This is a genomic window from Zestomonas insulae (assembly GCF_016901015.1).
Taxonomy (GTDB): Bacteria; Pseudomonadota; Gammaproteobacteria; order Pseudomonadales; family Pseudomonadaceae; genus Aquipseudomonas; species Aquipseudomonas insulae.
The window spans coordinates 407973-419709 of sequence record NZ_JAFEUP010000004.1 but is presented as its reverse complement, the minus strand read 5'-3'; the positions used below and the strand labels follow the sequence as shown (position 1 = coordinate 419709).

Here is an 11737-nt window from a genome sequence, read left to right as displayed (position 1 = left end):
ACGTTCCTCAGCGCGCGGCTGCTTCTGGCGTCTTGACGTTGCTGGCAGCCTTCACTTCTACCTTGTCGCCGGGATGCACGTATTGCAGGCCTTCGGTGATCAGGCGGTCGCCACTGTTGAGCCCGGAGCTGACCAGCCACATGTCGCCGACGGTGTGCTCGGCTTTCAGTTCGCGGCGCTCGACCACGTTGTCGGCGTTGACCACCAGCGCGGTCGGCTCGCCGCGCACATTGCGGGTGATGCCCTGTTGCGGCGCGAGGATCGCCTGTTCCTTGACGCCCTGCAGCAGCTGGGCGTGGACGAACATGCCCGGCAGCAGCTCGTGCTCGGGGTTGGGGAACACGGCGCGCAGAACCACCGAACCGGTGCCGGCATCCACCGACACTTCGGAGAACTCCAGGGTGCCTTCATGGCCGTAGAGGCTGCCGTCCTCGAGGGTCAGCTTGACCTTGGCGCCATGCGCGCCGGCTTTCTGCAGGTTGCCGCTGGTCAGTTCCTTGCGCAGGCGCAGGATGTCCTTGGTCGATTGGGTGACGTCGACGTAAATCGGGTCGAGTTGCTGGATGGTCGACATGGCATCGGCCTGGCCGCTGTTGACCAGCGCGCCTTCGCTGACCGAGGAGCGCCCGATGCGCCCGGAGATCGGCGCCAGCACCTTGGTGTAGCGCAGGTTGATGCGCGCGGCGTCGACGGCGGCCTGGTCACGCAGGAAGTTGGCCTGCGCCTCGTCGTACTCCTGCTTGCTCACCGCCTGGTCCTTGACCAGGTCCTTGTAGCGTTCGGCCAGTGCCTGGGTCGATTTCAGTGCCGCCTGGGTGCTCTGGAACGTCGCCTGGTAGGTCGCCGGGTCGATCTGATACAGCTGCTGTCCCGCCTTGACCTCGCTGCCTTCAGTGAACAGGCGCTTAAGGATGATGCCGTTCACCTGCGGGCGGACTTCGGCGATGCGGTAGGCGCTGGTACGTCCCGGCAGCTCGCTGGTTTGCGCGAAGCGCTGCGGGCGCAGGGTGATCACGCCGACCTTGGGAGTGCCGACGGCGGGTTGCTCGGCATGCTTGTCGCAGCCGCTGAGCAGCAACGTGGTCACCGCGACGGCGGCGAACAGGGCGGAAAAGGCTGGCTTGAAGGACATCTGATGACTCTCGTTCAGGCGTGTAAGCGTGCGGAAATCGCTGAAAAAACGGGACGTTAGCAAGCTAATAAAGATACTTACATTCAGCATTGTCTGTAAACGCTTTTCGCTATGCGAAATATGTCTGAACAGGCCCGGTTTAGGGTCCTGAAAGCTGCAGGTTAACCGGATTCTGTGACAGTGGCGGCAGGCGGGATGGATGGTCTGAGCTGGCGAAGTGCCGCTGTTGGCGCGGCCTGTCGCCGACCGGCCGTGACGGCTGGCCGATGCGCCTACTTGCAGGATGCAGGGGCCGAATCATGCGCGGACGGCACGTTAAGGGGGTTAGAGCTTGGCGCCACTCAATGGGTGGCGCTGACCCGCTGCTCGCCGAAGCGTTCGCGGAACCAATCGTCGAGCATGGCCTTCTCGGCATATAGCCGGTCACTGCTGTGCACGCTGCGCCCCGGGCGCTGCAGGTAGAACATGTCGTTGACCCGCTGTTCCTGGTTGGCGAGGGTCTTGCCGTCCTGCTTCAGCTCGTAATGCAGCTTGATGCTCGGCCAGGTGATGTCGCGCATGAAGCGCACATCGTAGGCATAGCTGTGCCACGGCTCGTAACGCCCGGCCAGGTCGATGTCGAGAATGTCGATATGCAGGGTTTGGCCGGCGGCCAGGTAGCGGTCGCCGAGCGTTTGCAGGTGGGCACTGAGTTCCTTCATGACGAAGGCGTCGGCACCCCGCTCGTAGCCGGCACTGCGCAGGCTGGCATCGCGGAATTTCTCCGGATGGGTGTAGCTGACGTCGACCTTGCCAGCGGCGGCCAATTCCATCGACAAACCGAGCAGCACAGCGGACACGGCCACTGCGGTGAGGGTAGGGGCTAGACGCATTGCGCACCTCCTGACGCGGAATCGCCGGCCGCGCCTGCTTCCAGTCTACGCCGCTGGTCAGCATTGGAAATCATGCTGACCAGCGGTCAACTCGCGACTTTGACCGCTTCCAGCGCCGCACTGACCTGGTCCACCTCGATCAGCGTCTCGATCATCGCGCGGGCCGCCGGCGACAGCCGGAAACCGGTGCGACTGACGATGCCGCAGCGGGCAAACAGGCCGTCGAGGTTGTGTGGCAGGTTGCGAAAGCGCAGGTGGACCAGCTCGCCCCGGGCGATCGCCTCGCGGTACGCCTCCTCGGTACCGATGCCGATGGCGTCGGTCTGCCGGACGATGCGCAGCAGGGCGAGGTAGTGCTCGGCCTCGATGCTCGGCGCGAAATCGATGCGTCCGTTGAGGTTGGCGAGCACCTTGCGCACCCCCGGTGGAATCTGCGATGCGGCCAGCGGGTAGCTGAACATGTCGTTGGTCGACAGGCTTTCCTTGCCTAGCAGCGGATGCTCCGGGCGGCAGAAGAACAGCCCACGCTTGGCGGTCAGCGCCTGGGTCTGGAAGCTGGGGTCGGCCTCGAAATGGCGGATGTCGGCGACGAAGAATTCGATCTCGTCGCGGCTCAGCGCGCGGCCGAGCTTTTCCCAGTTGTCGACCATAAAGGCAGTGCGCACCTTGGGGTGGCGGTTGACGAAACTGGCCACCGCATCCGGCACCAGCGCCACCGCCGACGCTGGGCCGCAGCCGAAGCGCAGCTCGCCGGCATCCAGCTTGGTCATCTGGTTGATCTCGTGGACCAGATTGCTCGCGCCCTGCACCAGGCGCAGGGCGTGCTGCAACACCAGCTGACCCTCCGGCGTGGGGCGCAGATCCTTGTTGCCGCGGTCGACCAGTTGGCAGCCGAACTCCTGCTCGAGGCCTTGAATGCTGCGGCTGAAGGCCGGCTGGGTAATGCCGATCGCGTCGGCCGCGCGTACGAAACTGCGGTGCTCGAGCAGGGCGATGAAGTAACGCAGTTGACGCAGATCCATGATGCTTTCCTGGCATTGAAAAAATAGGGCGAAGGTATTTGCCCGGTCCCTGATGGGGGTTTTAAATGCAGGCGCTTATTCCGTCAATTAAGCTACATGCAAGGTATTAGATTCATATGGAATATGTTTATGGCCAGCCAGCCCCGGGGCGAGATGACCCATGAGCCGCATCGATAAGCGACCACTCCGGCAGTACCGCAGCGCCGTCGCGCCCATGTGTCGCTGCTGACGCCAGCCAGCGGCGCCGTCGTTTCTTGCCAAGCCCCGTCAGCACTTGTTGCCCGGGGCTTTTTTTGTGCCGGCAGATCGGGCTCGGAGGCGCTAGGGGCGGTTCGCTTGTGTTCATGCCTTTCAGGCATTTTTTGTATGCCTTGCACGTTTAGCGTATTAATAAAGCGTTTAAAAACAACAGGTTATATTTCATATATTCCTTTTGGAAATTACAAAATCAATAAAAATTACTTTATGAGATAAGAGCTGCCGTCAATCATCCCCTCAACCGCGGCAACCGCTCTGCGCAGGCCCTTTCAGCGCGAAGCGGCGACCGCTACCAGTCTCGCCGGGGGCGGGAATGCATCAGGATTTCGAGGAGTAAATCGATGGGCAATGCACAAAGCGCGGCCAGCACCCAGGCGTTGTTCTGGCGTGAAGCGCCCAGTGCCGATCTGCTGGATCTGGGACGCCCGCATCGCCAGCCGCTGGGACGTGATCGCCAGCACCACGTGCCGCCCAAAGGTGCGCTGAGCCGTCGCGAAAGCCTGCTGCTCGGCGCCTTCGCCCTGGTGCTCCATGGCGCATTGATCTACTGGCTGAGCCAGCGGCCCGCGCCGCTGCTGCCCGAAGTGCCGGTGGAAATTCCACCGATGACCATCGAATTCACCAGCCCGGCACCGCCCGTTGTGGAGCCGCCGCCACCGGAACCCATCGTGCAGCCGGTCGAGCCGCCACCGCCGGTGGTGGATGAGCTGGCAGTCAAGCCGCCACCAAAGCCGTTGCCCAAACCGAAACCCAAGCCCGTGCCGCCACCGCCGAAACCGGCCCCAAAACCGGTCGAGCCCGCTCCGGCACCCAAGGAAGTCGCGCCACCAGCGCCACCAGCGCCTCCTGCACCGCCGGCGCCACCCGCGCCGGCCCCGGTAACGCCGCCGTCCGCCAATGCCGGCTACCTGCGCAATCCGGCGCCGGAATACCCGTCGCTGGCTCAGCGTCGCGGCTGGGAAGGCACGGTGCTGCTGCGAGTCCACGTGCTGGCCAGCGGTAAGCCGAGCGAGATCCAGGTGCAGACCTCCAGCGGTCGCGAATCGCTGGATGAGGCCGCGGTGCGTGCGGTCAAGCGCTGGAGCTTCGTCCCCGCCAAGCGCGGCGACGTGGCCCAGGACGGCTGGGTCAGTGTGCCGATCGATTTCCGCCTGCATTGAACAAACGACATTTTCTTTTGCTGAACTAGAGAGAGCCCGACATGAACCTACTGGCATCCCCACTCGAATCCATCGAACACGCGGTCATCTGGCTGCTGATCGGCTTTTCCGTCATCACCTGGGGCCTGGCCCTGCTCAAGGGCCTGCAGTTCGGCCGTCTGAAGGGCCAGGACCGCAAGTTCCAGAAACTCTTCTGGGGCGCTTCCAGCCTCGATGGCGCGGCTGATCTGGTCACCGCCCAGCCCGGCGCGGTGTCTCGTGTGGCGCAGGCTGGCTTCGGCGCAATCCGTATCCAGGACAACGGCCAGGGCGACCTGAGCCAGGCCATCAACCACCAGGACCGCCTGGAACGTGCGCTGCGTCAGCAGATTCAGCGTGAGCGTCGTTCGCTGGAATCGGGTCTCGCGGTGCTCGCTTCGATTGGCTCGACCTCGCCGTTCATCGGTCTGTTCGGCACCGTGTGGGGCATCATGGAAGCGCTCAAGGGCATCAGCGCGGCCGGCTCGGCGAGCCTGGAAACCGTCGCCGGACCGATCGGCGCGGCGCTGGTGGCCACCGGCGTGGGAATCGCGGTCGCGGTGCCTGCGGTGCTGGTTTACAACTACTTCCTCCGCCGTTTGAAGCTGAACGCCGCCGATCTCGACGATTTTGCCCATGACTTCTACAGCCTGGCGCAGAAGAGTGCCTTCAAGCTGATCCAGTTGCCGACCGCCAAGGCGGGCGCGGCCAGCGGCGCGGCGAAAGTGAAGGAGGCGTCCTGATATGGCCTTCTCCACACAAGACAGCGACGAAGTGCTCAGCGAGATCAACGTGACGCCCCTGGTCGACGTGATGCTGGTGCTGCTGGTGGTGTTCATCGTCACCGCACCACTGCTGACCAACGCGATTCCGATCAACTTGCCGAAGACCGAAGCGGTAGCGCCGCCGGAGCAGAAAGATCCGCTGGTGGTCAGCATCGACGGCGACGGGAAGTTCTTCCTCAACAAGGACGAGATTCAAACGGACTTGTTGCAAAGCAATCTCGAAGCGGCGAAGGCAAAAGACTCGGAACTGCGCGTCCAACTTCAAGCCGATGAAACGGTGAATTACGGCCAAGTCGCCAAGGCCATGGCTTCGATAGAGCGGGCGGGCATCACCAAGCTGGCGGTGATCACGGCACGCTGATCGCCCACAACTGGACAATGTTTTTCAGCCGTTCTTCTTCAGGCAGGGGAAGAGCGGTTTTTTTATTCCCAACTGATGTTGGAACTTACGGCGAGAGCACGAGTACTAATCTGTGTGGTGGCACTTTGCAATTTGTTAGCGGATTCAAAAAATATTGAATAGCGCGACTCGCGATAACTGCAGGCGTCTACTACTTTTGTTCAAGTCCACGTGTGTAACCACCAACTCGTAATACAGCCAACTGGGGATTTTTAAGGATGAAAGCGAAAAACACCTTAGCCGTAGTCATTGGTTCACTGATCGGAAGTGTTTCGCTCAGCGCGCTGGCCCAAGGCCAAGGTGCAGTCGAAGCAGAAATTTTCGGCAGCCGTTACTTCACCGACACTACCCGCGGGTACAACGGAGACGAAGGTAACCTGTTCGGTGGTTCGCTCGGCTACTTCCTGACCGAAGATGTCGAACTCGCCCTGTCCTACGGGCAGTACCACGATATCCGCACCGATGCGACCAACAAGGACATCAAGGGTGACAACGCCGCCCTGACCGCCCTGTACCACTTCGGTGAGCCCGGCCCAGGTCTGCGTCCTTACGTTTCCGCAGGTGTTGGCCATCAGAGCATCGGCCAGGAATCCAGCGGTCGTGACCACACCACCCAGGGCATCCTCGGTGCCGGCCTGAAGTACTACTTCACCGAGCACTTCTACGCCCGCGGCGGCGTGGATGGCCTGTACAACTTCGACCGCGGCGATTCCGAGTGGATGGCCGGCGTCGGCGTCGGTCTCAACTTCGGCGGCGCCAAGCCGGTTCCGCCAGCTGAGCCGGTGGCCGAAGTCTGCGCGGACAGCGACAACGATGGCGTGTGCGACAACGTCGACAAGTGCCCGGATACCCCGGCCAACGTCACCGTTGACGCCGATGGCTGCCCACAAGCGGCCGAGAACGTCCGCGTCGAGCTGGACGTGAAGTTCGACTTCGACAAGTCCAAAGTGAAAGAAGAAAGCTACGGCGACATCAAAAACCTGGCTGACTTCATGCAGCAATACCCGGCTACCACCACCACCGTTGAAGGCCACACTGACTCCGTCGGTACTGACGCCTACAACCAGAAACTGTCCGAGCGCCGCGCCAATGCGGTCAAAGACGTGCTGGTCAACCAATACGGTGTCGGTGGCGAGCGCATCGAGTCGGTTGGTTATGGCGAATCCCGTCCGGTGGCTGACAACGCTACTGCCGAAGGGCGCGCCGTCAACCGCCGCGTAGAAGCGGCCGTGGAAGCCCAGCCCAAGTAATTGGACTAGGTCGCTAACCAGAGAAACCCGGCTTCGGCCGGGTTTTTCTTTGCCTGAAAAAAAGAACCGGCCTGGTGGGCCGGTTGAGGTACTCCGCAGGAGTGGAGAAATCAGGCGCTCAGTGCCAGGGCTTGTTGCTGTTCGCCGGCGACCTCGCCGATGACCAGGATGGCCGGGCTTTGCAGGCGAAAGTGCAGGGCATCCTGCTGCATGCTTGCCAGGCTGCTTCGGCATTCGCGTTGTTCGGGGAGTGAGGCGTTCTCGATCATCGCCACTGGCATGTCGGCGCGCATGCCGCCTGCCAGCAGGCTTTCACGTACTTCGCTGAGCTTGGCCACACCCATGTAGACCACCAGCGTGGTGCCACCCTGGGCGAGGGCCTGCCAGTTCAGGGTGCTGTCGTCCTGAGTGTGTGCAGTCACTAGGGTCACGCCGCGGGCGACGCCACGCAGGGTCAGCGGAATGCCACAGTTGGTCGCGCCGGCCAGGCCGGCGGTGATGCCGTTGACCAGCTCTACTTCGATGCCGTGCTCGGCCAGCCAGTCGGCTTCTTCGCTACCGCGGCCGAAGATGCACGGGTCGCCGCCTTTCAGGCGCACCACGCACTTGCCCTGGCGGGCATAGCGCAGCATCAGGCGATGGATGAACGCCTGCGGGGTGGAACGGCAGCCGCCGCGCTTGCCGACCGGCACCACCCGCGCGTCGGGGCAATGTTCCAGCACCGCCGGATTGACCAGGTCGTCGATCATCACCACATCGGCCTGGCGCAGCGCCTTGACCGCCTTGAGGGTCAGTAATTCCGGATCACCTGGGCCTGCGCCCACCAGCCAGACTTTCGCGTTCATAAGCGCTATCTCCTCACAGGGGCGGCAGGCGCCCCACGGTCATGCAGGGATCGCCACCGGCTGTTGCGCCAGCAGTCGTTTGATTTCCGGGACACAGGAGCCACAGCTGGTGCCGCACTTCAGCTCGCGCTTCAGGCCGTCGAGATCGAGGCCCCGGGCAATGCCCGCGCATACTGCGCCTTCGCTGACATTCAGACAGTTGCACAGGGTCTTGCCGGCCTTGGCGGTACTGGCCGAACCCGGCGGCGTGCTCAGCGGGGCAAGCAGCCAGCGGCGCAGTTCGCTGTCGGCCTTGCCCTCGCTCCACAGGTTCTTCAGCCAGTCGCGGGCGGCGGTTTCGCCGGCCAGGCGCAGGCTGACGATGCGTCCTTGTTCGATGCGCACTCGCTTGCCGACCGCACGCCGCGGGTCGTCGTAGGCGAGCACCGGGCCCTGATCGACACCCAGCAGCACATCGATGCGTGTTAGCAGCTCGGCATCCGGCGGCTCCGCGCTGGCGGCTTTGATCAGCACGGCCGGGCGCTCGCGGCCAGTAAGGCTCAGGCTGGCGTAGGCGAAACTTTCAAACAGCGGGCGCAGCGCGGTGAAACGCTGCTGCACATCGCCCTCGACCAGGGCGAAGAACTGCCAGGGCAGCTCGACTTTCTCGACGTCGATGCCGGCGTGCTTGAGCTCTGGCTGTTTGGATAGCGGATCGAACGCCGGCAGGGTCAGTACATTGGTGCCGAGCCCCTTGAGGAAGCGGTCGCCCCAGTGCATCGGCAGGTAGGCCTGGCCGGCACGCAGGTTGCTGTCGGCCTGCACCGGCACCACCAGGCTGCCGCGCCGGCTGTGCACGCGTGCCAGGTCGCCGTCGTGCAGGCCGCGCAGGCGCAGATCGTCCGGGTTGAGGCTGAGCAGCGCCTCTTCGACATGACCGAACAGCCTGGCGGCGGTGCCGGTGCGGCTCATGCCGTGCCATTGGTCGCGCAGTCGGCCGGTGTTGAGCGTCAGCGGATAGCGCTGTTCGCGGCGCTCCTTCGGCGCGCGATAGGCCTCGGCAATGAACCGTGCGCGGCCGTCGGCGGTGGGGAAGCGGCCATCGGCATACAGGCGCGGGGTGCCTTGGCGGGCGCCGGTCGGGAATGGCCACTGCTGCGGTCCCTGGGCATCCAGGAGGGCATGGCTGAGGCCGGAGTAATCGAGATCACGACTGGCAGTCAGCGGCACGAACTCGGCAAACACCGCTTGCGGGCCATCGAAATCGAACAGGCTCGGCATGCCGGGACGCAGCTGGCGCTCCAGGCGACGGGCGAAGTCGCAAGTAATCGCCCAGTCCGCGCGCGCCTCGGCGGGCGCCGGCACGGCGCGGCGCACGTGACTGATGCGCCGCTCGGAGTTGGTCACCGTGCCGTCCTTCTCGCCCCAACTGGCGGCGGGCAGCAGCAGGTCGGCGTAGGCGCAGGTCTCGGTGGTGAAGAAGGCTTCCTGGACCACCACGAACGGGCAGGCGGCCAACGCCTCGCGCACGCGGGTCTGGTCCGGCAACGACTGGGCCGGGTTGGTGCAGGCGATCCACAGCGCCTTGATGCGGCCGTCACGCACCGCCTCGAACAGCTCGATGGCGGTCAGCCCGGGCGTTTCGGGCAGGCTGTCGACGCCCCAGTAGCCGGCGACTTCGCCACGGTGCTCGGGATTGGCGGCTTCGCGGTGGCCGGGCAGCAGGTTGCTCAGGCTACCGGTTTCACGACCGCCCATGGCGTTGGGCTGGCCGGTCAGCGAAAACGGGCCGGCGCCCGGTTTGCCGATCTGTCCGGTAGCCAGGTGCAGGTTGATCAGCGCACTGTTCTTGGCGCTGCCGGCGGTCGACTGGTTGAGCCCCATGCACCACAGCGACAGGAAGCTCGGCGCCTTGCCGATCCATTCCGCAGCGCGCAGCAGGTCGTCCTGGGCGATGCCGCACATGGCCGCCACCGAGGCTGGGGTGTAGTCGCGCACCAAGGTCTTGAGCTCGGCAAAGCCCTGGGTGTGCGCTTCGATGAAGTGCGGATCGATCCAGCCTTCCCAGAGCAACAGGTGCAGCAGGCCGTGGAACAGCGCCACGTCGGTGCCGGGCAGGATCGCCAAGTGCAGGTCGGCCAGCTCGGCGGTGTCGGTGCGCCGTGGATCGACGACGATGATCTTCATGGCCGGGCGCTGCGCCTTGGCGGCTTCCAGGCGGCGGAACAGGATCGGGTGGGCGTAGGCCATGTTGCTGCCGGCGATCAGCAGGCAGTCGGTCTGCTCGATGTCCTCGTAGGAGCAGGGCGGCGCGTCGGCGCCGAGGCTGCGCTTGTAGCCGACCACCGCGCTGGACATGCACAGCCGCGAATTGCTGTCGATGTTGTTGGTGCCGACCAGCGCACGCGCCAGCTTGTTGAAGGCGTAGTAGTCCTCGGTCAGCAGCTGGCCGGAAATGTAGAAGGCCACGCTGTCCGGTCCGTGTTCGCGAATGGTGGCGGCGAACTGATTGGCGGCGTGCTCGAGGGCGCCGTCCCAGTCGGTACGGGCGCGGGCCAGGCCCTTGCCCAGGCGCAGCTCGGGGTACAGGCCGCGCGCATCCAGGTCGCCGGTCAGGTGCAGGGTCGAGCCCTTGCTGCACAGCTTGCCGAAGTTGGCCGGATGCGCCGGATCGCCCTGCACGCCGAGGATCTTCTCGCCGTCGTGTTCGATCAGCACGCCGCAGCCGACGCCGCAGTAGCAGCAGGTCGAAGCGGTGGTCTGGGTCATTGTCAGTACCTGCCGGCGGCGCGGCCGGCGCCCGCCAGGCTGTCGGCGCCGAACATCAGGTAGTCGCGGATCGCGGCGATGTTGGCCTTCTCGCGCACCTGCTCGAAGTACCAGCCACCGTCGACGGTGTCTCCGTAGAGGCAGGCGCCGACCAGTTGGTCGTCTTTGATCACCAGCTTCTTGTAGACGCTGCCGATCGGGTCCCAGAGGGTGATGGTCTCGGTGCCGGCGCCGCCCATGAAGTCGCCGGCGGAGAACAGGTCGATGCCGGTGACCTTGAGCTTGGTCGAGGTCACCGAGCCCTTGTAGCTGGCGAAACCGAACTGGGCGAGGTGGTTTGCGCAGACCCGGGCCTGGTCGAACAGGGGTGCCACCAGGCCGTAGGCGATGCCGCGATGACTGGCGCATTCGCCGATGGCGTAGATGCGCGGGTCGTTGGTTTGCAGGGTGTCGTTGACCAGGATGCCGCGGTTGCAGGGAATTCCGGATTGTTCCGCGAGCTCGGTGTTCGGGCGGATGCCAGCGGCCATCACCACCAGGTCGGCGGGGATCACGTCGCCGCTCTTGAACTGCACGGCGCAGACCCGGCCGTCGCCGTTGTCGAGCAGCTCTTCGGTCTGTTCATTGAGACGGAAGTGGATACCGCGCGACTCCAGCGCGCCCTGCAGCAGTTTGCCGGCGGTCTTGTCCAGCTGGCGCTCGAGCAGCCAGTCGGAGAGGTGCACCACGGTGACCTGCATACCGCGCTGGCGCAGGCCGTTGGCGGCCTCCAGGCCGAGCAGGCCGCCGCCGATCACCACCGCGTGGCTGTGGGTCTTGGCGGTCGCCATCATCTGCTGCGTGTCGGCGATGTCGCGGTAGCCGACCACACCCTCCAGACGATTGCCCGGCACCGGCAGGATGAACGGGTTGGAGCCGGTGGCGATGAGCAGGCGGTCGTACTCGGCTTCGCTGCCGTCGTCGGCGATTACCCGGCGCGCCTTGCGGTCGATGCGCACCACCTTGCGGCCGAGCAGCAGCTTGATGCCGTGGTCCGCATACCAGTTGAGGTCGTTGAGCACGATGTCGTCGAAGGTCTGTTCGCCGGCCAGGACCGGCGAAAGCAGGATGCGGTTGTAGTTCGGATGTGGTTCGGCGCCGAACACGGTGATGTCGTAGAGATCCGGCGCGAGTTTGAGCAGCTCTTCGAGAGTGCGCACACCGGCCATGCCGTTACCGATCAGAATCAACTTGAGCTTTTTCATGCG

The 11737-nt window shown here is 64.4% G+C and carries 9 protein-coding genes and 1 pseudogene; 4 read left to right on the top strand and 6 right to left on the bottom strand.

Annotated elements, in window-relative coordinates; all coding sequences use genetic code 11:
* Positions 1 to 7 precede the first annotated feature (7 nt).
* From JQX08_RS15360 to JQX08_RS15350, 3 genes are all read right to left on the bottom strand, one after another.
* On the bottom strand, positions 8 to 1132 hold the full coding sequence (locus tag JQX08_RS15360; protein WP_205349269.1) for an efflux RND transporter periplasmic adaptor subunit: 1125 nt from the start codon (positions 1130 to 1132) through the stop codon (positions 8 to 10).
* 341 nt (positions 1133 to 1473) lie between these two features.
* Positions 1474 to 2004 (bottom strand): DUF3016 domain-containing protein, encoded by a 531-nt coding sequence (locus JQX08_RS15355; protein ID WP_205349268.1) that lies wholly within the window; start codon positions 2002 to 2004, stop codon positions 1474 to 1476.
* A gap of 86 nt (positions 2005 to 2090) precedes the next feature.
* Positions 2091 to 3026 (bottom strand): LysR family transcriptional regulator, encoded by a 936-nt coding sequence (locus JQX08_RS15350; protein WP_205349267.1) that lies wholly within the window; start codon positions 3024 to 3026, stop codon positions 2091 to 2093.
* A gap of 599 nt (positions 3027 to 3625) precedes the next feature.
* Between JQX08_RS15350 and JQX08_RS15345 the strand changes: the two genes are divergently transcribed.
* From JQX08_RS15345 to JQX08_RS15330, 4 genes are all read left to right on the top strand, one after another.
* Positions 3626 to 4444 carry an energy transducer TonB gene (locus JQX08_RS15345; RefSeq protein WP_205349266.1) on the top strand — a complete coding sequence of 273 codons (819 nt, stop codon included), beginning with the start codon at positions 3626 to 3628 and terminating at the stop codon, positions 4442 to 4444.
* A 41-nt stretch (positions 4445 to 4485) separates the two neighbouring features.
* Positions 4486 to 5205 carry a MotA/TolQ/ExbB proton channel family protein gene (locus tag JQX08_RS15340; protein ID WP_205349265.1) on the top strand — a complete coding sequence of 240 codons (720 nt, stop codon included), beginning with the start codon at positions 4486 to 4488 and terminating at the stop codon, positions 5203 to 5205.
* A 1-nt stretch (position 5206) separates the two neighbouring features.
* Complete coding sequence (locus JQX08_RS15335; RefSeq protein WP_205349264.1) at positions 5207 to 5608, top strand: ExbD/TolR family protein; 402 nt, start codon at positions 5207 to 5209, stop codon at positions 5606 to 5608.
* 257 nt (positions 5609 to 5865) lie between these two features.
* On the top strand, positions 5866 to 6897 hold the full coding sequence (locus tag JQX08_RS15330) for an OmpA family protein (RefSeq protein WP_205349263.1): 1032 nt from the start codon (positions 5866 to 5868) through the stop codon (positions 6895 to 6897).
* Positions 6898 to 7007: 110 nt separating this feature from the next.
* Here JQX08_RS15330 and cobA read toward each other — a convergent pair whose 3' ends face one another.
* The 3 genes and pseudogenes from cobA to JQX08_RS15315 form a co-directional block, all read right to left on the bottom strand.
* Complete coding sequence (cobA, locus tag JQX08_RS15325; protein WP_205349262.1) at positions 7008 to 7742, bottom strand: uroporphyrinogen-III C-methyltransferase; 735 nt, start codon at positions 7740 to 7742, stop codon at positions 7008 to 7010.
* 39 nt (positions 7743 to 7781) lie between these two features.
* A complete protein-coding gene (locus JQX08_RS15320) occupies positions 7782 to 10490 on the bottom strand; it encodes a nitrate reductase (protein ID WP_205349261.1) in 2709 nt (902 codons plus the stop codon).
* 23 nt (positions 10491 to 10513) lie between these two features.
* Positions 10514 to 11734: pseudogene (locus JQX08_RS15315) on the bottom strand (NAD(P)/FAD-dependent oxidoreductase); the annotation flags it as partial.
* Positions 11735 to 11737 lie beyond the last annotated feature (3 nt).